The sequence below is a fragment of the Alteromonas profundi genome (genome assembly GCF_010500865.1).
Lineage (GTDB): Bacteria > Pseudomonadota > Gammaproteobacteria > Enterobacterales > Alteromonadaceae > Alteromonas > Alteromonas profundi.
Genome location: NZ_JAAAWN010000011.1, coordinates 23,963 through 47,963, shown reverse-complemented (window position 1 = coordinate 47,963; position 24,001 = coordinate 23,963). Strand labels below are relative to the sequence as shown.

The window sequence follows — 24,001 nt, the reverse complement described above, 5'->3', positions numbered from 1 at the left end:
ACTACTCTTCGTTTTCGCTAGATGTATAGATAGAATAGCGGTTGCGGCCCCCTTGCTTTGAGTCGTATAACGCTTTGTCAGCTTGCTCAAGCCATGCCAATGGGCTTTTAGCATCATGAGAGAATTCTGCTAACCCAAGACTTATGGTAAATCGAATAGTTTGCCCTTCGTGCTCCACTGGGGTGGCTTCGGCAAGGCGTCTTATACGTTGCGCAACGGTAGTGGCACAACTTACAGGCGAGTCGGTTAAGATAATGGCGAATTCTTCACCGCCATAGCGCCCCGCCAAATCGGTTTCCCGCACACAGCGTTTGATCAACGCAGCCAATGCTTGGATAACTTTGTCTCCTGCTTGGTGGCCATAGGTATCGTTTACTTTTTTAAAGTGATCGATATCCACCATCATGGCAGTGCTCGGGGTATCTTGACGTTTGGCTAATTTAAACGCTTGCTCAAATCGCTCTTGCCAATAGCGACGGTTAAATAACCCGGTGAGCCCATCGACTCGGCTGGCGGTTTTCAGTTCGTCATTTAAACGCGCCATGCCTCTTTTACTTAGCGCCTGATCGGTAACGTCATACACCATAATGCAAAAGCGCTCTACCGCGCCGTCATCATTGACAAGGGGCACCATAGTAACGTTTTGGTACATATCTGTGGCATCACAGGTAACAGGCCTGTTAGCACCAAATTTAAATAGATACTGGCGCTGCTCCCAAATAATAAATACCGGGCTACGTAAATTAAAAACAGGGCCAGACTTAACCCGCATCCAGCCTTCATCTATTTCCGGGAAGTGGTTGAAAATAAGATCGCCGATTATCGCCTTCGGCGCAATGGATGCATGGTTTTCCATAAATTTATTCCATACCTCCACACGAAAGTGTTTATCAAGCACAACAATGCCTACGTCGATGGCATCAATTAACTCAGCGGGAATTGAGTGGGGGCTTGCGGGGTTTTCCATTATTTGTGCTCCTTGTTTACACCAACGAGGCGGGAATAAATTTCATCCATCGCTTTATCGGGGAACAACAACAAGAGGTCAAAAGAAATATTGCGGGCTTTAATTGCGTAACCTATTTCTACCGCCATCACCTTACCCCATTTCTTCACGTTGTCGCTTAGCAAAGCCGCAAGTCCTTGGTGTTGCCCAAGTAATACTGGGTGAGTAAGGCTGAAAGAAAGGTCTAATTGCTCGGCTAAGCCATTTAAACAGGCGCCCGTTAATATATTAGAGACATCCATTAGCGCTTCGAGTTCGACGTTACCTGACGATTCGTAAGTATCATACTTCAAAAGCTCTACAATATTTTGTGTGTTGGTATCGTTAAAGATAACCAGCGCTTCGCCGCGGATCCCGCCGCTTACAAAGCCTTTTGATACCGCAGAAACACTTTCGTTTTGGTTTATTTCTGCTATCGCCATTGATAACTCGTTACTTTCTAACAAGTTAACATTTGGAATGGGGAGATCGATAAATTCACCTAGCAACTGCGCTAGGTTTTCGCCTGCACGGCCCATCGCAATGTTTACCATTTCGCGATAGGCATCCAGTTTTTCGTCAAACGGTGCACTGGTTGGTGCCATACTTTCTACATGGCGGTTATCAGCACTGATATCTCCATTATAGATACCGTAAGCGGCTAGAATCTCAGACAGCTTCTCGTTGTCTATTGGCTTACGGATAAAGTCTATCGCGCCTAAACTCAGCATTTTCGCGCGCGCTTGCGCTTGAACATCGCCCGAAACCACAATTACCATACAGGGTAAATCGTGCTGACGAATTTGCGCCATAGTTTCATAGCCATCCATGACTGGCATGTTTAGATCAAGAAAGAGTACGTCCCCCTTTCCTGCACGTATTAGCTCGAGCGCCTCTTCACCATGCTCAGCAAACGCTATCTCAACATCCCAACCATCTGGAATGCAGCGCGCCATTTGACGTCTTGCAAAACCCGAGTCATCGCAGATTAAAACATGCATAGTCACATTGTCTCCTTAGATAGCAACGGGGGCTTTAATGTGAGGATGGCATTGGTAGTTCTCTAACGTAAAATCGTCAATACTAAACCCGAAGATGTCATCTACTTTTGGATTCAACTTCATGGTAGGCGGAGCATAGGGCGTACGACTTAGCTGCAGCTCCACTTGCTCTAAGTGGTTGCTGTATAAATGTGCATCGCCAAGCGTATGGATAAAATCGCCCGGTGCTAAATTACAGACTTGCGCTACCATCATTGTTAGTAACGCATAGCTGGCGATATTGAAAGGTACACCGAGGAAAATATCACCGCTACGCTGGTATAGCTGACAGCTCAGCTTTCCATCTAACACGTAAAATTGGAATAACGTATGGCAAGGGGGTAATGCTTGTTTCCCCATCGCCGCGTTTTCTTTTGGAGAATAATTGGTATCGGGCAGCACCGCCGGATTCCACCCGCTAACGATGAGTCGGCGAGAGTCAGGATTAGTTTTAATTTGTTCGATCACTTCAGCGATTTGATCTACTGATGTGCCGTCTCCGCGTTCCCAACTGCGCCATTGGTGACCATAAATCGGACCTAATTCACCGTCATCTGTGGCCCACTCATCCCAAATTCGTACGCCATTTTGTTTTAGGTACGCAATATTGGTGTCGCCTTGAAGAAACCATAGAAGCTCGTGAATAATCGACTTTAAGTGACACTTTTTAGTGGTAACAAGAGGGAAACCTTCTTGTAAGTTAAACCGCATCTGGTAACCAAACACGCTTAAAGTACCCGTTCCTGTTCGGTCTTCTTTCTTTACGCCATTGTCTCGAACATGGCGCATTAGGTTAAGATATTCTTTCATTATTCTTCTTATATCTTGCTGTTTTCAACATGTTTGCTACTGCGCTTATAAGCCCAAAAAATGAGGCCTAGCCCTAATATTATCATGGGCAGACACAGTAATTGTCCTTGGCTCAGCCCCATTGAGTACAAACCAATATGGGCATCGGGCTGCCTAAAGTATTCGACAATAAATCTAAAACTACCATAGCCAAGCAAAAATAACCCACTTACTGCCCCTGTTGGCCGCGGTTTAGCAGAATAAAGCCACAATATGACAAATAGTACGACACCTTCTAACGCAAATTCATATAGCTGCGAGGGGTGACGCGGAACATTCCCTGCATTTGGAAAGATAATCGCCCAAGGCACATCTGTTGTGCGCCCCCATAACTCTGCATTTAAAAAATTACCAATACGCCCTGCGCCCAAGCCAATAGGCACCAATGGCGCGACAAAGTCGCCCACCTGCAAGAAGGTACTTTTCATTCGTTTTGCCTGCCACAGCAAGGCCGCTAAAACTCCTAGCAATCCGCCGTGAAACGACATTCCTCCCGCCCATATTTTAAACAAATACAAAGGGTTATCAAGAAACATAGAAAACTGGTAGAAGAACACATAGCCCACTCGCCCACCGATAATTACACCGACAAAGCTCCAGAACAATAAATCGCTTAATTGGTCTCGCGTCCACTTCGTTTGTGATAAGCGCTTTTGCGCTAACAAATAGGCGGCGACGAAGCCCACTAAATACATGACCCCGTACCAACGTACGCTTAACGGCCCAATGCTAAAAATAACTGGGTCGATACTTGGAAAAACCAGATAACTGCTTTCAACCATATGTTTATTCTAATCCTGAAATCATTTTAATGCTTACTACTACCAGTAAACAGGCCAGTATTGCCTTTAACACCTTGGTGTTCACTCTTTGCCCTAATTTCGCGCCAAGCGAGGCTGTAAATACAGATGTTGCCACAATACCAGCAGTTGCCGGTAAAAATACATAGCCTAAGCTCCCTTCCGGTAGCCCAGGTTTACTCCACCCTGTGGCGATAAAACTCACAGTGCCAAAAATAGCGATAATTAAGCCACTAAATGCCGCGCATCCTATCGCACGGCGTATATTTACTTTAAACCACACCAAAGCTGGAACCAATAAAGCGCCCCCGCCTATACCCATAAGGGCGCTAACAATTCCGGTACCGGCGCCTATGCCACCTAACGATAAAGGAGTGGCCGCATTGTCTGACGTCTTCTGTTTACCAAACACCATTTGCAAGGCAATTATGATAACCAGTACCGCAAAAATATCTTTTAACAATACACCGGAGATATGGCTGGCAACCTGTGCCCCCACAATAGCCCCCATAGCTACCCCTACGCCCGTATAAAGCACTAAAGGCCGATGAATATTACCTAGACGATAGTGGGCAAGCGCTGAAGCCGAGCCGGTAAAGATAATCGTCGACAAGGAAGTGGCGATGGCCACGGGCATTACGTTTTCAGTTGTCATTCCCGCGAAATGGATAAGCATATAGGACAACATAGGCACAATGATAAGCCCCCCGCCTATACCTAACATACCGGCGAGTAACCCCACTATGAGGCCAAGAGCTAAACAACTTATAAATATCACTACCACGGGTTCCATTGTGCTTCCTTGTTTAACACGAATAAGGGTATCACAACACCTCCCCGCTTTACTTTACTTTACACGACCGTTAGCAACCCCAATAAGCTAAGCACCTGCGCGGATAAGCCCACCTAAACCTTTCGTTTCCAAATACTCATTAAGATGGCTAAAAACCTCTTCATGACTAATAGAGGTTAGCGCGAGCGCTAATAGTTGTTTGCTCTCTTCTAACGTAACTTTTCTTATTAACCAATTTATCTTGCGCAAATTAAACGCACTCATACTCAGCTTTCGATAGCCCATGCCCATCAATAAGATTGCCCCGGCTGGCTCACCGGCGATTTCGCCACAGATAGTTACCGGAATATTGTTATTGTTGGCTTGTTGTACTATGTCGTATAACGCGCCAAGCACTGCGGGGTGATAGCTGTTGTATAAGCTTGCTACTCGCGTATTGTTTCTATCTACTGCTAGCAAGTATTGGGTAAGATCATTACTGCCCACGGAGAAAAAGTCTACATGCTTAGCAAGCTGAGGTAGCTGGTATAATACTGAGGGAACTTCTAACATGATACCAAGCTTCGGACGGTTCGGACGCTCCCCCGTTTCATGCACTTCATCACAAATTTCTAAGTAAGCCTGATTTATCAATCGCTTCGCTTCTTGCACTTCGCCAACCGTTGAAATCATTGGTAACATAATTTGTAGGTTTTTAAAGCCTATGCTGGCGCGCAGCATAGCGCGCACCTGAACCAAAAATATTTCGGGGTGATCCAGTGTAAGTCTTACTCCCCGCCAGCCTAAGAAGGGGTTTTCTTCGTTTATAGGAAAATAGGGAAGTGGCTTATCGCCGCCCACATCGAGGGTACGCATGGTAATGGGAAGATTAGGCGCCGACTCTAATACCTGACGATATAACTCCACCTGCTCTTGTTCAGAAGGAAAGCGCTCTCTTAGCATAAAGGGAATTTCGGTGCGGTATAAACCAATACCCGAGCCTATCCCATCAGCGTTAGATTCGACATCTGCCGACAGCCCTGCATTGATGTACAACGACATCCTACACCCATCAACACTTTCGCAGGGTTGCCCTGCTTCTGCATCGATTCGCTCGGTGATCGCAGACTCTTCTTCAATAAGCTGGGTAAATTCGGCCTTTATATTTCGTTCTGGCGAAATAATCACTTCACCGGCATAACCGTCGAGCAGTATCTCCTTTCCTTCTAACAGCGATGGCGAGACACTCTGACATCCCATAACCGCAGGCACACCCATAGCCCTAGCGAGAATAGCAGCATGTGAGTTATTCGACCCACGAATAGAAATAATACCTTTAAGATGCTGACGTGGAAATTCGGCAAGCATTGTGGCCGATACTTCTTCAGCCACTAAGATACTGGGTTGGATAGCTTGGCGCTCTTCGTTTACCTTACCATTAGCCTCAATTAAGATGTTGGCCAATATGCGGTCGGAGAGATCGACAATATCAATCGCCCGTTCTTGCATATAAGGGTCATCCATCGCTTGAAAGCGCGCAGCATAACCGTCCACAACCATTTTAAGCGCTGACCCTGCTTCCCAACCTTCACGTATTTTTTCTTCTACTTCGCGCCCTAGGCTATTGGCGTCTAGTAATTGGTGATAAAGCTGAAATATTGCCTTAACATCATCAGGTATGCCTTCATCAAGACGATGAGAAAGGTTATCTACATGTTCGCGGGTAACTTCAACCCCTTTGCGATACAACTGAATTTCTGTGGCAGGGGAAGCGCTTCGTTTTATGACGTAATTTTTTAAATTAACCGATTTGTCTGGGGCAAAGCCCACGCCTATAGCCAGACCAGGCGAGCCAGCGATACCACGTACATTCTTTTGTTGAACAATAGTTTCAATACTAGAAGTATTGTTCAGTGCCCCTCGTATATCTGCATTGGTAATTTCCAAGGCTAACTGGGCGGCTAAGGTAACCAAGAAGGCTTCTTCATCTTCGCTGAAGCGGCGCATTTCACTTTGCTGCAACGTAATCACGCCAAGAACTTTGCGCTGATGGATAATCGGCGTCCCTAAAAACGCATTGTAGTTGTCTTCTTTTACTTCGGGGTAATGTTTAAAGCGAGGATGATGTTGGGCATTCGCAATGTTAAGCGGCTCTTCTCGCTGACCGACTAATCCAATGAGACCTTCAGCATACCCGATGCGCACTAACTCTACGGCATCGGGGTGTAACCCATCGGTGGCTTTAAGGGTGAAAACTTGTGCCTCATCATCGGCTAAATAAATAGAGCACGAGTTCACGCCTAAGGTTTGTTTAACCCTAGAGGCTAGGCGAAATAAGGCGGTATCGAGCGCAGGAATACGGTTCATTTCCTGCACTATTTGCTTCAATGTGGTTAGCATTGCGCCGGTTTTTCCCTGAGTCGCCACCTAATACTCCTTCACTTATCCGCGTCGGCGCTTTTTACCACGACGTTGCGATGTACTGTGTTGACGTTGTTGAGGTCGCTGCTGGTTTGCCATCACTACAGGCGCAAACTCTTTCATCACCCTTCGATATACGTCCCGTTTAAACGACACTACATTTCTGATGGGGTACCAGTAGCTTACCCAACGCCAATCGTCAAATTCCGGGTGGCCCGTTTTCAATACATTCACGTCCCGCTCATTACAGTCTAACTGCAGCAGGAACCATTTTTGTTTCTGGCCTATACAGACCGGATTGCTCCCCTGACGAATTAACCGTTTAGGTAGCTTATATCTAAGCCAATTTCGCGTAACACTTAAAATGGTGACATCTTTCGATGTCAGCCCCACTTCCTCGTACAACTCGCGAAACATCGCTTGTTCGGCAGATTCCCCTTCATCAATTCCGCCTTGAGGGAACTGCCATGAATGTTGGCCATAACGCCTTGCCCAAAATATTTGACCCATTTTGTTGCAAATCACTATGCCCACATTCGCACGGAATCCATCGGCATCTATCACATAGACTCCCGGGCACACTATACTTTTATATTCTTGCATTCTTCCATAATATATACAGCATTCAAAGCATTAATCGAAATACATGCTTTTCTTGACCAAATAACTGAGCTTTTTATGCGTCCACCAACAACGCCACCCTCTTCTCCTGTCGATTTACTCGACCGCTGCAGCGCCATCGCAGGTCTATCGTTAGGCGAGCTAGCCGAGCTCGCTGAAGTTGCTATTCCTGCAAACTTACAACGACACAAAGGCTGGCCGGGCATGCTAATTGAAAAGTGGCTAGGCGCAACAGCGGGCTCTAAGCCGCAACAAGACTTTCCTGAGCTTGGTATTGAGCTTAAGACCATTCCTATTGATGGGAACTTTCGTCCTTTAGAGACGACATATGTGTGCTTCGCCCCCTTGTTGATGCAACCGGGCATTACATGGCAAACCAGTAATGTAAGAAACAAACTGCAACAGGTTTTATGGTTGCCGGTGGAAGGCGACAGACAAATTCCCTTAGCACAGCGCCGGGTGGCGAGTGGTTTTTTTTGGCAGCCCGATGAGCAACAAAACGCTATATTGCAGCAAGACTGGGAAGAGTTAACCGAGCAAATTTTAATGGGACAGGTGGAATCAATTACCTCACGCCAAGGTATTGCTCTACATATTCGCCCAAAAGCGGCAAACGGTAAGGTACTTACCGACGCCCTTGACGCAGAAGGGCAACGCATTAAAACGCGGCCCCGGGGCTTTTACCTGCGCAAATCTTTCACTGAACATATTTTGTTTAACGCATTCTCGTAAAATATTGGGTTATGCGTGAGCTTTAAGTGTCGGCAAGATGTGCTAGTGCCCCCTCTTTACTGGTTGTTCTTAAAGTGCTTTACCATAACTTCACCTAAGAATTTATCCGAATTAAGGCCTAAGCGTTTTGCCACGTTAGCAATGTTGGTATCAGTTCTTAACAACACCTTCTTGGCATAATCGAGTCTGTATTGATACACAAACCGGCGGAAGTTTTGTTTACGTTCAACTTGCAAGGCTAGCGCTAAGCTAGTGGCATCTAGCTCAGCCCGCCGACAGAAGTCGGTTAATGTTAACCCTAATTGTTTATAGGCTTTGCTATCTATCATGGTTCTTTCAGCGCGCGCTATGGCTGCGCACATTTCAGCAGAAGTAAGACCCCCAGCATTAAGCCGTTGATAATCTAGCGGTGAGGGGGAGGTTTTTAGCGGCTTAGTTAAACAAAACAAAGCCACCAGTAGCGGCAAACCGAGAATAAAGTGAAACAAACTTTGCCAATAGGGTATGGAGAAAAAGCCAAAGGTTGCTGCTGTTACTAGCAGTATCCCCATAAAGGCTACCCCTACGGTGCTGCCCATAATACCTGTCACCTTTCGGATGCGAAAATCGTGGGGATCAACCACTTGGTATGACAGGTAACGATGATACATTTGTAGTTGTTCGGTAATTAAGATGCCTAACAAGAGCACACTAAAGCCCGTTAATAGCGGTGTAATATAAGCTGGCCATAAAATGAGTGGAGCGCCAATTGGCGAAGAAACTAACCACGCTGATTTTTCAACTGACGGCAACAACAATACCGTGCTTTGCAATAACAGGGTTACCACTAAGGGCCCCCATAACCACCACCGCCACTTAGGCGCGGCAACAAGCTTAGGTAGTACCACACGGTATATCGCACTTATCAGTAGAACAGCAAATACATCAGATAAGCCGAACAGATGCGACAATGATGATAGTTGCCACATGCGTAACCACTCATCGAGCATAAACAGCGGCCAACTCACAATTGCCATCAGCAGCCAAACGGCATTTGTTAGGCGCCGACTATAATAAATAAAACGCCCCACAATGACTACATAGCCTACTAACATGGCATATAAAGCGTAGTGAAATACTGACTCTAAACCCATATCCAATACTTCCTTGTCAGTGTTTTCATTGCTTACCAATAAATATCTTTTTGCATAGCGACTGAACGTGTACGCTCCATTACTTTGATAAGCGTTGTAAGCTTGTCACTGGTCCATTTACTTAATTCAGCTTGGTTTTCTAACTCAGCTTCCTGCACAGCCTGACGTAACATCAGCAAGGCGTTAAGCTCATCGATACCGGTAAGTAAATCTAGCCACGGCGCTCTAAAGTTGCCTCTTTCTTCAACAAATAAGTCACCTAATAAAAAGCCACTCCATAAGGTTTGTCGTAACATTACCTCTACGGCCGAGTAATTGGATGGCCCCATAGGTTTATTCACTGGCATACTTTGCTGTACCGTTTGCCACCCCTGCGAAAGCCAGCCTTTGGCATGCTCTAACACGGGTAGTTGATATCCTGTGGCAGAATCGCGCCAGGGTTGCTTACTGATTATATCTATGGCGTTTAGTTTAATTTCGGTAGCCATGGCGTCAAAAAACAAGCTTGCTGGATCATGCGCATGAACCAACCCCGCCTTGCGGCCCTGCAGGTAACTTACAATTCCCGCATGCTTAGTAAGGGTTTTGTAAAAGAGGCTTTTTTTGGACAATAAATAACGCAAACTTTGTAAGTCGTCTTGCCATGCCCATTGTTGTGCATAGGCTATTAGCTTTCTGTGTAATGCGAGTAATTCAGGGCACTGTAATACAGGCAAGTAGAGAGACACACTTTGCAGGAGTAACCGTATACTCTTGGCGACTTCGCTGAGCATTTTAATAGAACCGGTTTCGATAAATAAATGCTCGTGATGCTGCCAATGTGCAAGTGCTAATTGAATAGCGCGAGAAAATGCTTCTTCAGTGGTGGTTTCTGTGGAAAGGGCTAAGAAATCGGGCAGTGGTCGTATTTTGGCCGTTAAACCGTGTAATAACTGATAGCCTTGCGCCGCTTTAGAAACATCACTTAGGCGCACATCCATCACTTGATTAATCAATTGCGCTAACACAAATAAACTATCTATCTCGCCTTCTTGTAATTCAAGCTCTATCTCATTGATCGCTGAATTTGCTTTGTTAGTTATGGCTTGTCCACAATCTAACACTACTTCAACACGACTATTTTGTACTTCGACCACATAAGCGTGACGGGTAAAGTGAGTACTAAATTGTCGTTCTAGCACGTCATTGTCTTTTACCGTCCAGCCGTCTGGCCACACCTTGCTGTCAAACAACGCTAGGTTTGGGGTTGGCTGTTCAAGCGGAACATTGTATTCGGCGCGCTGGTGTAAGCCACCGCTTACTTTACCATTGGTTTTTAAGGTTTGCTCATACTCACCGTTATTTCCACGAACCCGAAACCCCATTTTATGTTGTTGAAAGTCATGCTGCGGGGTGTCGTAATAATCGTTCTCAAGGCGCATTTCGTGGTGGGAGATCAACGCCACATTATGCTTTTCAAATAAGGGTAACACCTGGCTAGAAAATGCTTGGTGGGCATCGTGATGAGAAACAAACTTCAATTCGATTTCAGACATAATTGTGCGCAGACACCTTTTGTTATATTACAACCTTACCTGTGCGATTAGGGTTTCGCAACGCCCTGTATGATAGCGTATCCCACAAACTAAAATTAGACAAAAGTGGAACAAACTTGCCTTTATGGCGGTCAACCAATACCATCTTCATGTTTTAGACGAGTATTTGGACTACCTATGATTCGAAAGTGGTTATCTTTTGCCCTTTTTGCATGCTCATGCCAGGCATTTGCCTTGCAAGATACACCCCCGTTAGAAGCCTCGTCGTCACATTATATTCGTGACGATTTGTTTATTTTCATGCACACAGGCCCCAGCCGCAATTACCGTATTCTGGGCTCTGTTGAAGCTGGTACGCCGGTTACTGTACTAGGTAGCGATAGCGATACCGAGTACACTCAAATTAAGGATAATCAAGACCGTACGGGATGGGTGGAGTCGAAGTTTGTGACCACGACTATGTCACAATCTGAACAGTTACCTATGATCAGCGAACAGCTAGCCGACAGCCAAGCGAACCTTCAGCAGGTACAGCAGGAAAACGCGCGCTTACGCCAGCAACTTAATGATGCACGACAAAAAGTAACGCAACTCACAACACAGACTGAACAACAAGCCAGCGAAGTCTCTCGTTTGACTGCACAGGTTGAGCGTGCCGATAAAGACGAGTTAGTAACATGGTTTACACGTGGCGGTATGGTGGCAGGCGCGGGTATTCTATTAGGCGTATTTCTTACCTATTTACCCAAAAAGCGCAACCGTAGCAAAGAGTGGATGTAACACCTGAAATCGAACTCGGCTAAGTCAGGGTTAAAACATAGAAGTTTAAAAGGGGAAGCAGAACGCTTCCCCTTTTGTAGTTTACTCTGCTCATAAAAACCGCGAGGGGCCAGTAAAGGTTATTTCGGCAACTGATTTACAGCGTGCATAGCTAAAACCACTGTATAGCCTTGCTTGCTGTGTTCTGGGTGATATCCCCAATTTAATTTTTGTGTCAGTTTGTCGATGAGCTTCAAGCCAATACCAAACCCTTCTCCCATTTCTGCACCTTTAGGGGATAAATAGGATGAAGAGGCAGGGTTATCTTCAAAATTAGACACTATTAGCGTATCTTCCGTTAGTGATATGACCACCTTACCTTGATAGGTATGTTGAAATGCGTTGCGAATAACGTTGCCTATGACTATTTGCGCGGCGGTTGCTGGCATCGCCTTAACACAGTGATCTAAATTTAGTGTTACCGATACAGATTTTCCTTGCAACAAATACATCAAATCATCAACTAACGTTTTCACCAAGGTAGCAACATCTACCTCACTAATCGCAAGTTCATTACCGTTCTCGCGCCCTAACCAAAGTAATGTTTCAGTAAGATCTGCCATGGTTTTAGCGGCGCTATCTATGCGCGACACGGCATTTCGGCCTTTGCTATTTTCTACATCGACCACTCTATACAATAATTCAATACTGCTTCGCACCACTGCGATAGGGGTGCGGAGCTCGTGACTGGCATGGTTAACAAATTCACGTTCTCGCTCAACGGTTTGCTTCACCCGCTGTAAGCTACTGTGAATAATAGTAGCTAAGGCATTTAATTCTGTGTAACGGAAGTCTGGTATAGGCTTATCTAGATGGCTTTCGTCAAGGCTTGCGGCCCAAGCCTGTAACGACTCAACAGGCCGAGACACCGAGCGTAACAACAGTAAAAGTGCGATTGAGAAGGCAACAAGCGCAGCAACACCCACCAAAATGCTATGCATCTGGTGGTTAATTCTAAAGCGCTTTTCAGTTTCTATTGGCGGCGCAGTAAAACGCTGAGAAACATACACTTTTTGGCCATTTGGTTGCGGTACCATAACCAAAAATGATGCCGAGAGGGGACGTTCAAATATATTTGGCTTATAAATTTTTTTCATCAGCGCTCTGGGCGTTATAAACGCTTGAGGAAAGCTCTCTTTTATAACCTCAGGTACATCTTCATATGTCGCTGCTATATGGTATTCTAAAATTTTAGTAGGCTTGCCGGGCGTCACTTGCACGCGTTTTGCGGCTTGCATCATGCTGGTTCTTAGCATGCCATCCATACCATCTAAAAAACTGTCAGCGGATTGAATCGAAAACAATACGATAATTACGCTTCCTACAGCAAGGAGCGTTAACATTACGAACTTTCTTAAGCTTAAGCGCAAACCTTCAACCATCCGTGGTCTCCGTAGTTAAATAAAAGCCGGCGCCGGGGCGCGACAATATATGTGCTGACGCCTTGGCCTGCGTAAGGGCCTTGCGTAAGTGGTGCATGTGTACTTTCAACGCATTGCTTTCCGGCGCATCTTCGCCCCACGCCGCCTCCACCAGCTTCTCCCGTGGCACACTGTTGCCTTGTGCGCGCACTAAACACTTAAGTAACTCATAGGTAATTGGACTTAATTTTATTGGCCTACCTTCTACCTCTGCAACCTGTGGCTTGATCGTAAGGGTAAGATTAGCGAACCTTAGTTGGTTCACGTTGCTAGAGCGCCGATTTGCCAATGCGCCTACACGGGCAACTAATTCAGCCATGGCGAAAGGCTTAACTAAATAATCATCAGCGCCTTTGTTAAACCCCGCCAGCTTGTCTTCTAACTGGTCTCGCGCGGTTAACATTATGACGGGGGTGTCGTCGCCTTCGTTACGTATGTGTTCACACACACTTAGGCCGTCCATCCTTGGCAGATTAATATCTAAGACTATCACGTCATATTGATTGGCCTGTTGAAAGTGGGTTGCGGCGATGCCATTAGCGGCATGATCACATACCATATCTTCTAGCTCGAAATAATCGAGGATGTTGCCCGCCAAACCTAAATCATCTTCTACCAATAACACGCGGTTCATGCTGTCCACCTAGTTAACTGCCTGCAATAACTTGTCTTTCCCTTGCTTGCTAAGATGAATCAAATCTTCATAAATTAGCAACAGTGCGGGGATAAGCAGTAAGGTTATAGCTGTGGCAAACAAAATGCCATAGCCTAATGAAGCCGCAGCAGGGATAAGAAATTGCGCTTGCACTGAGGTTTCGCCCAAAATGGGGTATAGCCCCACAAAGGTAGTTATAGAGGTTAATAGTACCGCACGTAAGCGACTGGTACAGGCCTCTATTACCGCTTCTTTAAGTTGCATACCTTCCTTTCGAAGCGCATTAAAACGAGAAACCAGCAATAGACTGTCGTTTACCACTACCCCACTTAGCGCCAATATCCCGTTAAGTGACAAAATGCTTAGCATAAGCCCATTCGACCAGTGCCCGATAACAGCCCCCACAATACCAAACGGTATTGCGGTCATAATAATAAGCGGTTGCACATAAGATTTTAGCGGTATTGCAAGTAGCGCAAAAATAGATAACAAGGCTAATATAAAGACACTTTGCATGGAGCTTTGCGTTTCCGCCTGTTGTTCAGCCTCCCCTGCAAAATACATTGAAAGGTCGGGGTATTGCCGTTTTAGTGTAGGCACCAAATCGCTCTGTAGCTGATTTACTAGTTCAGTTGAGGTAATAGTATCACTGTATACCGAGGCACTTACTTTCAGTGCTCGCAAACCGTCAATGCGCACAACTTGTTTTTGCTGCACATCGGGGATCATGGTTGCGACCACACTAAGTGGAACTACCGTTCCATCGTCAAGCCTTACCCGTGTGTCCAACACATCCGAAGGGTTCATACGATCTTCTTCAGGATAGCGCACCCTTACTTTTACTTCGTTTTTATCGCGTAGATAACGCTGAACTATTTCGCCTCCAAAGGCTTTAAGTAACTGTTGCGATAGACTGCGTGTATCCATGCCCATAGCGCGGCCTTGCGGCGTTAGTTCAAAGCGCATCATAGCTTCGCCCGGGGTTAATGATGTTTCTATACCGTACACGCCATCAATATTTGCCAGCGCCTGTTGAAAAGCGTCATTCGCGGCGGTTAGCGTGTCATCATTAATGCTTTTCAGTTCAACCTCAAACGCACCAACCATCTCTCTACGCGATTGAATTTTCAGCTTTTCAACCCCTTCTAAGCTGCCGACGATCTCGTTCCATTTAGCTGACAGCATATCTAAGGTATAGGGTTTTTCATCACTAAGTGAAATGGTAATAGTGCCACTTTGATCGCCACTTGCACTTACCTGCAGGCTTTTAATTCCTGTGCCTTGTGCGCCAACCTCTTCTATTAAGGCGGCGTCAGCTTGTATAGCCGCGCGTTCTAAGGTCAACAAGTTACGCTCCGTTTGGCCAAAGCTTGCATCACTGTATAACGACATATTTGCCGTTACTGTGTCGCCCTGCATACTCGGGAAAAAGCCCACCCGAACCGCGCCGGTTAGCGGCAGACTCATCACCACAACGAAAAGCGCTATAAATAAGAATACGGCAGCATAGCGATACGTAATAGTGGCGTTTAATACTGGCTGATAGATACGTTCATTGAACCATTGAAGGCTATCATCCGCTTTATCTTGCACATTACCCCAAATACGCGCGATGCCTCGCTGGGGCGTTTTTTTGGTCGGCAAATGCGCCAAATGTGAAGGTAAAATAAGCTTTGACTCAACCACCGAAAGCAATAAACAGATGGTTACTATCATGCCAAATTGTGAATAAAGCTTACCTAACCCCCCAGACACATTTGAAAGTGCAAAGAAGGTTGCCACTGTGGTTAATACCCCAAATAGGGTAGGAATAGCCACTTTGTGGGTACCTGCAATAGTATTTGCTAAAGTATCTCCGTAGCGCCTTCGTGTGGCATAAACACTCTCCCCCACTACCACAGCGTCATCTACCACAATACCTAACGCCATAATGAAACCAAAGGTCGTCATTTCGTTAAGCGTCATCCCCGTATAGGAATCAGTCATAAAGTAGAGCGTACCGAAGAAAATGAAAGGCAAGCCTGCAGCCACCCAAAACGCCACCCTCAAATTAAGAAACAGCGCCAGCGTTATAAACACCAACACTATTCCCATTGCCGCATTACTGGTTAATAGCGCTAGGCGCTCTGTAATAAGGGTACTTTTGTCATACCAAGTCTCAAGCTCTACCCCTGCTGGTAATAGCCCGCGTTCATGCCACTCATCCACCACTTCATGGGCTTGCTCGACCATTTTGGTGATATCGCCATACTCATCCATAAGTATTTGTATGCCATAACCGTTTTGGCCATTGTAACGAGACATAGCATAACTATCGTCAGCAAACATATCGGTTACGGTGGCCACATCACCTACCGTTAAAATTACCCCGTTACTACTGGTAACAAGAGGAATACCGGCAAAATCTTTTGCATAGTAGGCCTGCTCTGATGCCTTCAGGCGAATGACTTTCTCTTTATTACGTAAACTTGTTGTGAGGGCTGTATTTGACTCCTGGTTAATTGCATCAGCCACATCCGAAAACGTTAACCCGTATGCTTGTAGCTTGGCTTCATCTATTTCTATAGACATCATAGGGTTAATAAAATTAGCGGCGTTGACCTCCCGAATATCATTTTTAGCCAATAGATCACGTTCAAGCTGTTGTCCAAGATATTGTAACGTAGCATGGCTAGCATCACCGTACAGTTGCACCCAAATAGCATGCTCCTGCCGCCGCGCTTTTTCTATTACCGCGGTTTCAGCATCTGAGGGGAAATTGTAGATACTGTCCACTTCCGTTTTTATGTCGTTGAACAGTACATCAAGATCGTATTCGGTCTCTTTTTCTACCTGTACTGTACTGCCGGTCGCATTTGAGGTGGAGGTAATCCGCTTTATACCGGGAACCGCTTCCAATGCATTTTCGATTTTAATTGCGATACCTTCTTCGGCCTGCTCTGCGTCTCCGCTTTCATAGGTCATGGAAATGGTGACAAAGCGAGGCTCCATACTCGGGAATGCTTCTTTTCGAATATCGTTCATCGACACGATACCTAATACAATTAGGCTCACCATCAATAAGTTTGCAGCAACGGAGTTATTAGCGAACCACGCGATAATGCCTTTATGTTGATTCACAGCCCGCCCCCTTCAACCACAGGGTTAACCGGCGTATTTTCAAGGTAACTGCTAAGCGGACGTATTACTATTAAGGCGTCATCAAATTCTGCATAAGGGCGAATATACGCATAGCCTTCATACTCAAACAGCACCGTGGGGGTGAACTTTGCAAGCTGACTTGTAGTGTTGTCCACGTACCAGACTTCTTGTTGCTGTGAAATAGCAGAAGATGGTATACGCCATACGTCGTTAAGTTCACGCCCTTCAATAATGGCCGTAACAAAGCTACCAAAATGCAAAGGCGAGGTGTGTTCAAGAGGATGCTCTATCACTACAACAGCATTACGCTGGCGTGTGGTTTCATCTTGATGTTGCTCTATACGCTCTACGTGCCCCTGCCACGAACGTGTATTACTGGTATCGGTAAGTGTTACCGCCCAGTTAATAATACCGTCTGCTGAGACTGTGGGTAGTTGCAGCCATTGGCTTGGTGATAACGCCACCGCTATTTCTGCTGTATCAGTAGAAAACAGGGTCGCAACTTCCCCACCCACCTGCACTATACTCCCTGGGCTCACTTCACGACTCACAACAAGCGAATTAAATGGTACGGCTAACTTACTCGCCGCTAGGTCACGTTTTGCTTGCGCGAGGTTTTCCTGCGCTTCTTTTAATGCCGATTTTGCCGAGGTGAGTTGCGGGCCTCGATGTACCAGCGGAGAATCGGGTTCTCCATCTAAACCAGACCTTGCCCATTCATCTTGTGCTTGCTGACCTTGCAAACGTTCCTCTTCTAATGCTACCAAAGCGGCGTCATAGTTTGCCTGCGCACTCGCTAGGGCCGCGTTATAGTCGGTAGGGTCGATAACTGCTAACGACTGCCCTTGCGTTATTGTACGACCGGTTTCAAATTGCTCACTAATACTCACAATTTGCCCGCTAACTTGCGAGACAAAGGACAAACTGTATTTAGGTTGCACCACGCCATACCCCTTTACCTTGGCGTTATAGGTTTGTTTCGACACTGCAACTACACCTATCTGCGCTACCTGACTAGTGGTATCGTTACCGGCTTTTGCTCTATTTGGTCGCTCGCGGCCTTGGTTTAATTTGTCAGGCCTAGCCTTTGCACTTGGCTCGTTTTGTGGCGCCCCCCCGGTAGACTTCATACCTTGAGGGCCTTCATCACTGACTTCACGCGGCATTTTGTTGGCATTAGCTTTGTTAGGTTTAGCCCCAGACACGTTCGCTGATGGTGGGCCCCCTGGGCGGCCGCCTTTTGCATTGCTGCCCATTTGCACCATGACAAAGCCAATCGTAAGCACGATGGTTAACGCGGCGATTAGCGTAATTATGATCTGTTTTTTTCTCATTGTGACACTCCAAGGCCTAGTGCTAGTCCTAAGTCGATTCTGTTTTGTAGTTGGGATGCGTGAAGTTGTAATTGCTGCGCTTGTAAGTTAAACCGTGTGTTGTACACAGATAACAAGTCAAGAATATCGATAAGACCTTGTCTATATTGGCCTTTCGCTGTGTCTGCGCTGCGTGTAGCATTGTCTAAAGCTTGTTCGGTATAGCGCCGCTGTAAGGTTAAGCTACGTTCGTTATCAAGGGCATCTTGGGTTTCTTTTACAGCTTGCAATAAGGTTTCTCTGTATTGCCACCACGCATTTAACGACGCCAATTCCGCGTCTTTAATTTGCGCCCGTAGCGCCCCGCCCTGAAACAAAGGCGCGGTCATTTGTCCTAGCAGCGTCCAAACAGGGTTGGTAAATAAGGCTTGAGAAGGCGTTGTGGCACTGTCGCTTAGCGCCGCTGACAAGTTAATACTTGGCAATAAGGCTTTATACGCCACGTTAACACTAGACTCGGTGCTTTTAAGCGCATAGTAGGCTGACTGTAAATCGGGACGGCGTGCTAAGTCTTGAGCGGGTAAGCTGGCGAGCGGGGCTGATACTTGCGGAAACGCATCGATAGTGGGGAAATCGGCCAGAGTAAGATCCTGACGCCCAAGAAGTAATGCAAAGGCGCGTAAATTAGTGGCAAGGGTGTACTCATATTCTGCAATCGTTGCTTTCGTACTAGCACTGTTTGTTCGCGCGTCATCTAAGTCATCCAGAGCGCCTAAACCTGTACGATAACGCTTTAGAATAACACTTTCGCTATTTTCGAATACTTCAAGACGGCGATGCTCTACAGCTAACAATTGCTTTTGCGTAATAATATCTAGATAGCTGCGAATGAGGTTGGCCACTAGGGTATCTTGGGTAGCCTGCAATGTGGCCCGCGAGGACGCCGCGTTAAAACTTGCAGCGTCTACACCATCGCTAATTTTTTGCCATACATCTAGCTCCCAGCTTATGTCTAAGCCCGCCGTATAAGTATTGGTGTTACTGCTATTTTGTGATGCACTATCTGACGTTCTCACGCCCTGAAAGCTCGCGCTGGCGTTTAGGTTACCCTCGGCTTTAGCACTCTCTATGGCTACTTGCGCCCGGCGCAATGTAATTAATGTTTGTTGAACGCTAGTGTTATTAGACAGGGCCTCTTGTATAAACCCATCTAGCCCAGGCAAACTCACTAAATCGGTTAGCGTGGCCGAGGCCTTTGCGTGTTCACTTTGTGCATTCCAATGTATGTCTTTTCCGGTTTGTGCGCTTGCCGACTGGCTATAGGTATTGTCGGGCGAACTCGCGCAGGCGCTAAGCAAGCCACTTAGTATCAGCAAACCTAGAACATATTTTTGTTTCATAACCCACCACATCTACATTTTTATGCCGACAGTGTGACAAAGCGGGGGTTAAGGCAGGGTTAAGAACATAAAAAAACCGGTGTTCTGCAAACGCAAAACACCGGTTTTCATCTTATGGGTTAGAAGATTTACCTTATTCGTCGTCTTCCACTAACGTCATCAGTGATGTATTACCACCCGAGGCAGTAGTATCAATACTGATTGTCTTTTCTGTCATCAATCGTTGAATAAGGTTATCGTTATATTCCGCGGTGATCACCGGCAAAATAGCACCTTCGCGTGAGGACAACATGGCAGTGATGCGTGCCGTGCGCTCGGTACTTGAATCAACAACTACACCCGCTAAATCTTCGTCCATCAGCAAGGTATCGAAATGCGCTAAGCGAGCCACCTGGAACAAACCTTTCGGCGCGCCAGTTGCTTCAAATTTGTTTTGAATTTCTACGGCTTCCTCGTAGAAAATTTCAGACACAACAGAGACAACTGGGTTGCCCGTTGAAAGCGCTGTAACTATCGATAGCAACCAATACTCAAAGGCTACGTCTTTATCCGCAAAACAGACAAGAATACCGCGAGGCTCTAGGTAAAGCTTATTAGACTCGCCCGTTGGACCCGGTAACTCGATAGGCTTGGCAAGTTTTCGCTCGACACTGGTGAGTTGCTGACGAGCCGTAGCCAAGGTGCGGTTAAGGTCGTCAGCGAGTTCGTCAACAATATCTACCTTGGCAATTTTGGCAAGCAGCTGACGCACCATTGATATGCGATCGTTCAATGGGGTGTGGCGCCACTGAACCTCTACGGCTTTCGCCTTGTCCATCATAACGTGCGCGCGCTCGGCAATTTTTTCATCGCCCACCAACGCTTTATCTGTACTGTCTACATCGTCAACCTGCGATGGTTTCGGGGTCGCCCGCTCCATCATCAAACGAGATAAGTAGTGCGGCCCACCCGCTTTTGGCCCGGTTCCTGATAAACCTCGGCCACCAAAAGGCTGAACGCCTACGATAGCACCTATCATATTGCGGTTAATATACACGTTACCCGCGCGACTTTTCGCTGCTAACTCGTTTGCGCGCTCTTCAATTCGCGAATGGATACCCATGGTTAGGCCGTAGCCTGTACCATTAATTTGCTCTAATACATTGTCTAACTCTTTGGATTTAAAGCGTACAACGTGAACAACGGGGCCAAACACCTCACGCTCTAACACATCAAGGCTATCAATTTGATACAAGGTTGGCGGGAAGAAGGTACCTTTTTCGGCTCCCTCAGGTAAAGGAGATTGATACAAAATTTCCCCTTTGCCTTTCATATATTCTACGTGGCTGGTGAGACTATTTAGTGCTTTCTCGTCAATCACTGGGCCCACATCGGTAGACAGTAATGTCGGATCGCCAATAGACAACTCTTTCATTCCACCAATCAACATCTCGATCAAATCATCGGCAATGTCTTCTTGTACGAACAACACACGAAGTGCAGAGCAACGTTGTCCGGCACTTTGGAAGCCTGAATGAATAACATCGTCAACCACCTGCTCGGGTAACGCGGTCGAATCCACAATCATGCAGTTTTGCCCCCCCGTTTCCGCAATTAGAGGCACCTGCTCACCGCCTCGATTGGCAAGTTCTTGCGAAATAAGCGTTCCGGTTTGTGTTGAACCGGTAAACATTACCGCTTTAATTCGCTCATCGGGTAGTAAGGTTTCGCCCACTTCTTTACCGGGGCAAATCATAAGCTTTAACGCATCTTCAGGAAGCCCCACCGACTGCATAATATCAACTGCACGCTTTGCAACTAAGCTAGTTTGTTCCGCAGGCTTCGCTAATACCGTGTTACCGGTGACTAACGCCGCCGCAACTTGCCCTAAGAAAATAGCTAATGGGAAGTTCCATGGGCTAATACATAGCACTACGCCCCGGGGAAGTAAGCGCTTATCTTGTGCCAGTTCCTGGGCCCGCGCCGCGTAATAACGGCAGAAATCCACCGCTTCACGTACTTCATCAATGCTATCTTGCGTTACTTTACCTGCTTCGCGCATACATATCGCAATAAGCTCCGCCATATGACGCTCAAGTGCATCCGCAGAGCGGTTTAGAATTTCAGCGCGCTCTGCGACATCGGTTTTTGACCATGCTTCAAAGCCTGCATCAACCACATCAAGGGCTTCACGCATGTCATCGGGTTTAGCGTAATAGTGATAGCCCACAATATCGTCGTGATCGGTTGGGCTTCGAACTGCGGTAGCACCTTCAGGCACATCTGTTTCGCGGTAAAACTCCTGCCACCGCTCAAGCTCATGCTTAAGTGCAGTAACCGCGTTAACATCAGTAATATCTAAACCACGGGAGTTGTCACGCTCTGGCGCATAAAGGCCCCGCGGCGTCTTAATTAACTTGTTGTAGCGAATTTTAAGACGTTGAGTTTTCTCTACTGGGTCTTCGAGTAACGACTCCACCGGCTTTTCGTCATCTACAATGGCGTTCACAAACGATGAATTCGCCCCATTTTCAAGAAGGCGTCGTACTAGGTAAGCTAATAGGTCTTCATGTTCGCCTACAGGTGCATATACACGGCATTGAATTTTATCTTGGCTTACAACCTGATCGTATAACGTATCGCCCATGCCATGGAGACACTGGAATTCAAAACCTTCTTTATCATCACCGGCTAATTCTACGATCACCGACGCCGTATAGGCATTATGGGTAGCGAACTGGGGATAAATGGTATCGCGATATTCTAGTAGACGGTTGGCGCACGCATGGTATGACACATCAGTTGACGACTTACGAGTAAATACGGGAAATTCTTCTAGCCCAGCTTGCTGGGTAAGTTTAATTTCGGTATCCCAATACGCGCCTTTTACCAAGCGAAGCATAATGGGGCGGCCCACCTCTAAAGTAAGCTCACGAATGTACTCAATAACGTGAATAGCACGCTTTTGATACGCTTGGACCGCAAGCCCAAAGCCTGTCCATCCTGATAAGTCTTCATCACGAAAGACTTTATCGATAATATCCAGTGATAGTTCAAGTCTATCTGCTTCTTCAGCATCTACCGTAAGGCCAATATCATGTTCCTTGGCCATCATACATAAGGCTTTCAAACGCGGGGGTATTTCAGCTAACGCACGCTCACGATGCGTAAATTCAAAACGTGGATGAATGGCTGAAAGCTTTACCGAAATACCGGGTGAACGCTTAGGCCCGCGCCCATTCGCCGCTTTACCTATAACTTTAATGGCATCCACGTAAGAATCGTAATAACGGTCGGCATCTTTCATGGTGCGTGCAGCTTCTCCTAACATATCGTAGGAGTACACGTACCCTTTTGTTTCTTTATCTTTAGCGCGTTCTACCGCATCTTCGATAGTCTCGCCCATTACAAACTGACGCCCCATTACACGCATCGCAATATTCATTGCGCGGCGAATAACTGGCTCGCCCAAACGACCTAGCGTTTTCTTTAATAGGCCAAACTGCTCTTGCTTACGCTTATCTGCATAGTTCACCATATTCCCGGTAAACAAAAGACCCCACGCAGAGGCGTTAACAAACAAGGAATCGGAATTCCCTAGGTGGGGGGTCCACTGGCCTTTGGATAACTTATCGCGGATAAGTTCGTCTTGGGTGTCACGATCGGGCACGCGAAGCAGCGCTTCGGCCAAACACATAAGCACCACACCTTCGGCGGTAGAAAGTGAATACTCGTTTAACAGTGCATCTACACCGCCGTGGCCTTCTTGCTCGCGACGAATTTGCAGCACCATCTTTCTAGCACGTTCCCACGCCCGACTACGAGCACGAGGATTTACTTCCGCAATAGGAAGGATTTGGTCAACCGCTACCGACTCACTAATTCGATAGTAGTCTCTTATGCGCTGGCGCAGCGGCGATGTTGTATGGAGTGTATCATTAATGAGCATTGCAACCCTTTCATAGAAATAGCTGAAATTAAAACTGTTTCATCAACGAACCCGTTTGGTGAAACCCGTTATTTATTACCACAAAGCATAGGCTCTGTTTTCGCTTGCCGATGATCTTTAAACTTTAGACTTTAGGATGAAGATCAAGGTAGCGCTAAATTTTCGCGGATACTAGCATAAACTGGCTCATCGCCAACCCTCTTGTGTCAACTTTTTCTACCACTATGCTGAGGTGTCTAATAACTTCGCCCAACGACATACAGCAAGGCATTCGAATAGCGCGTAATAGCCCCGTTACTTTAGTTACCTAGGTAGCAATGAATAAGACTTTGAAGGCCGCCCTATTCCCTGCACTTGAGCGGGATAACAGTGTCATTTAGGTACGAAGTTGCTACTTAGTATGTATGGAAGTCTGTCAAACAGTGCATTACACTGA

The 24,001-nt window shown here is 46.4% G+C and carries 17 protein-coding genes; 2 read left to right on the top strand and 15 right to left on the bottom strand.

Going from position 1 to position 24,001, the window contains the following annotated elements:
• Position 1 precedes the first annotated feature (1 nt).
• The 7 genes from GTH32_RS09850 to rppH form a co-directional block, all read right to left on the bottom strand.
• The gene (locus tag GTH32_RS09850) at positions 2-967 is read right to left on the bottom strand and encodes a sensor domain-containing diguanylate cyclase (RefSeq protein ID WP_163085239.1); all 966 of its coding nucleotides are present in this window, start codon (positions 965-967) and stop codon (positions 2-4) included.
• Positions 967-1,986, bottom strand: a complete 1,020-nt coding sequence (locus tag GTH32_RS09845) for a response regulator (RefSeq protein ID WP_203565450.1) — start codon at positions 1,984-1,986, stop codon at positions 967-969. The genes GTH32_RS09850 and GTH32_RS09845 overlap by 1 nt, the downstream gene beginning before the upstream one ends.
• Before the next feature lie 15 nt (positions 1,987-2,001).
• Positions 2,002-2,835, bottom strand: coding sequence for a thymidylate synthase (locus tag GTH32_RS09840; protein WP_163085235.1), 834 nt, complete (start codon positions 2,833-2,835; stop codon positions 2,002-2,004).
• A gap of 8 nt (positions 2,836-2,843) precedes the next feature.
• Entirely contained in the window at positions 2,844-3,656 is an 813-nt protein-coding gene (gene lgt / locus GTH32_RS09835; RefSeq protein WP_163085233.1) for a prolipoprotein diacylglyceryl transferase, read from the bottom strand.
• Positions 3,657-3,660: 4 nt separating this feature from the next.
• Positions 3,661-4,467, bottom strand: a complete 807-nt coding sequence (locus GTH32_RS09830; RefSeq protein ID WP_163085231.1) for a sulfite exporter TauE/SafE family protein — start codon at positions 4,465-4,467, stop codon at positions 3,661-3,663.
• An 87-nt stretch (positions 4,468-4,554) separates the two neighbouring features.
• A complete protein-coding gene (gene ptsP, locus GTH32_RS09825) occupies positions 4,555-6,846 on the bottom strand; it encodes a phosphoenolpyruvate--protein phosphotransferase (RefSeq protein ID WP_163085392.1) in 2,292 nt (763 codons plus the stop codon).
• Positions 6,847-6,888: 42 nt separating this feature from the next.
• Positions 6,889-7,431 carry an RNA pyrophosphohydrolase gene (gene rppH / locus GTH32_RS09820; protein WP_163085391.1) on the bottom strand — a complete coding sequence of 181 codons (543 nt, stop codon included), beginning with the start codon at positions 7,429-7,431 and terminating at the stop codon, positions 6,889-6,891.
• Between the two features lie 114 nt (positions 7,432-7,545).
• On the opposite strand from rppH, the gene mutH reads away from it, so the two are divergent.
• Positions 7,546-8,220 carry a DNA mismatch repair endonuclease MutH gene (gene mutH, locus GTH32_RS09815; protein WP_163085229.1) on the top strand — a complete coding sequence of 225 codons (675 nt, stop codon included), beginning with the start codon at positions 7,546-7,548 and terminating at the stop codon, positions 8,218-8,220.
• Between the two features lie 56 nt (positions 8,221-8,276).
• Here the strand turns inward: mutH and GTH32_RS09810 are convergent, their stop codons facing one another.
• Entirely contained in the window at positions 8,277-9,353 is a 1,077-nt protein-coding gene (locus GTH32_RS09810) for a helix-turn-helix domain-containing protein (protein ID WP_163085227.1), read from the bottom strand.
• Between the two features lie 32 nt (positions 9,354-9,385).
• The gene (locus GTH32_RS09805; RefSeq protein ID WP_163085225.1) at positions 9,386-10,888 is read right to left on the bottom strand and encodes a CYTH domain-containing protein; all 1,503 of its coding nucleotides are present in this window, start codon (positions 10,886-10,888) and stop codon (positions 9,386-9,388) included.
• A gap of 234 nt (positions 10,889-11,122) precedes the next feature.
• On the opposite strand from GTH32_RS09805, the gene GTH32_RS09800 reads away from it, so the two are divergent.
• Positions 11,123-11,668: a TIGR04211 family SH3 domain-containing protein gene (locus tag GTH32_RS09800; RefSeq protein WP_246223213.1), complete on the top strand. Its 546-nt coding sequence runs from the start codon at positions 11,123-11,125 to the stop codon at positions 11,666-11,668.
• 119 nt (positions 11,669-11,787) lie between these two features.
• Here GTH32_RS09800 and GTH32_RS09795 read toward each other — a convergent pair whose 3' ends face one another.
• The 6 genes from GTH32_RS09795 to putA form a co-directional block, all read right to left on the bottom strand.
• The gene (locus GTH32_RS09795; protein ID WP_163085221.1) at positions 11,788-13,089 is read right to left on the bottom strand and encodes a sensor histidine kinase; all 1,302 of its coding nucleotides are present in this window, start codon (positions 13,087-13,089) and stop codon (positions 11,788-11,790) included.
• On the bottom strand, positions 13,082-13,762 hold the full coding sequence (locus GTH32_RS09790; RefSeq protein WP_163085219.1) for a response regulator transcription factor: 681 nt from the start codon (positions 13,760-13,762) through the stop codon (positions 13,082-13,084). The genes GTH32_RS09795 and GTH32_RS09790 overlap by 8 nt, the downstream gene beginning before the upstream one ends.
• Positions 13,763-13,771: 9 nt before the next feature.
• Complete coding sequence (locus GTH32_RS09785) at positions 13,772-16,903, bottom strand: efflux RND transporter permease subunit (protein ID WP_163085217.1); 3,132 nt, start codon at positions 16,901-16,903, stop codon at positions 13,772-13,774.
• The gene (locus tag GTH32_RS09780) at positions 16,900-18,258 is read right to left on the bottom strand and encodes an efflux RND transporter periplasmic adaptor subunit (RefSeq protein ID WP_163085215.1); all 1,359 of its coding nucleotides are present in this window, start codon (positions 18,256-18,258) and stop codon (positions 16,900-16,902) included. The genes GTH32_RS09785 and GTH32_RS09780 overlap by 4 nt, the downstream gene beginning before the upstream one ends.
• A complete protein-coding gene (locus GTH32_RS09775; protein ID WP_163085213.1) occupies positions 18,255-19,637 on the bottom strand; it encodes a TolC family protein in 1,383 nt (460 codons plus the stop codon). The genes GTH32_RS09780 and GTH32_RS09775 overlap by 4 nt, the downstream gene beginning before the upstream one ends.
• A 133-nt stretch (positions 19,638-19,770) precedes the next feature.
• Positions 19,771-23,565, bottom strand: coding sequence for a bifunctional proline dehydrogenase/L-glutamate gamma-semialdehyde dehydrogenase PutA (putA, locus tag GTH32_RS09770; protein ID WP_163085211.1), 3,795 nt, complete (start codon positions 23,563-23,565; stop codon positions 19,771-19,773).
• Between the last annotated feature and the right edge of the window lie 436 nt (positions 23,566-24,001).

What these genes read in the sequence shown, in the direction of transcription:
- GTH32_RS09850 (WP_163085239.1), bottom strand. Translation starts at nt 967, where the DNA reads ATGGAAAACCCCGCAAGCCCCCACTCAATTCCCGCTGAGTTAATTGAT.
- GTH32_RS09845 (WP_203565450.1), bottom strand. Translation starts at nt 1,986, where the DNA reads ATGCATGTTTTAATCTGCGATGACTCGGGTTTTGCAAGACGTCAAATG.
- GTH32_RS09840 (WP_163085235.1), bottom strand. Translation starts at nt 2,835, where the DNA reads ATGAAAGAATATCTTAACCTAATGCGCCATGTTCGAGACAATGGCGTA.
- lgt (WP_163085233.1), bottom strand. Translation starts at nt 3,656, where the DNA reads ATGGTTGAAAGCAGTTATCTGGTTTTTCCAAGTATCGACCCAGTTATT.
- GTH32_RS09830 (WP_163085231.1), bottom strand. Translation starts at nt 4,467, where the DNA reads ATGGAACCCGTGGTAGTGATATTTATAAGTTGTTTAGCTCTTGGCCTC.
- ptsP (WP_163085392.1), bottom strand. Translation starts at nt 6,846, where the DNA reads ATGCTAACCACATTGAAGCAAATAGTGCAGGAAATGAACCGTATTCCT.
- mutH (WP_163085229.1), top strand. Translation starts at nt 7,546, where the DNA reads ATGCGTCCACCAACAACGCCACCCTCTTCTCCTGTCGATTTACTCGAC.
- GTH32_RS09810 (WP_163085227.1), bottom strand. Translation starts at nt 9,353, where the DNA reads ATGGGTTTAGAGTCAGTATTTCACTACGCTTTATATGCCATGTTAGTA.
- GTH32_RS09805 (WP_163085225.1), bottom strand. Translation starts at nt 10,888, where the DNA reads ATGTCTGAAATCGAATTGAAGTTTGTTTCTCATCACGATGCCCACCAA.
- GTH32_RS09795 (WP_163085221.1), bottom strand. Translation starts at nt 13,089, where the DNA reads ATGGTTGAAGGTTTGCGCTTAAGCTTAAGAAAGTTCGTAATGTTAACG.
- GTH32_RS09790 (WP_163085219.1), bottom strand. Translation starts at nt 13,762, where the DNA reads ATGAACCGCGTGTTATTGGTAGAAGATGATTTAGGTTTGGCGGGCAAC.
- GTH32_RS09780 (WP_163085215.1), bottom strand. Translation starts at nt 18,258, where the DNA reads ATGAGAAAAAAACAGATCATAATTACGCTAATCGCCGCGTTAACCATC.
- GTH32_RS09775 (WP_163085213.1), bottom strand. Translation starts at nt 19,637, where the DNA reads ATGAAACAAAAATATGTTCTAGGTTTGCTGATACTAAGTGGCTTGCTT.
- putA (WP_163085211.1), bottom strand. Translation starts at nt 23,565, where the DNA reads ATGCTCATTAATGATACACTCCATACAACATCGCCGCTGCGCCAGCGC.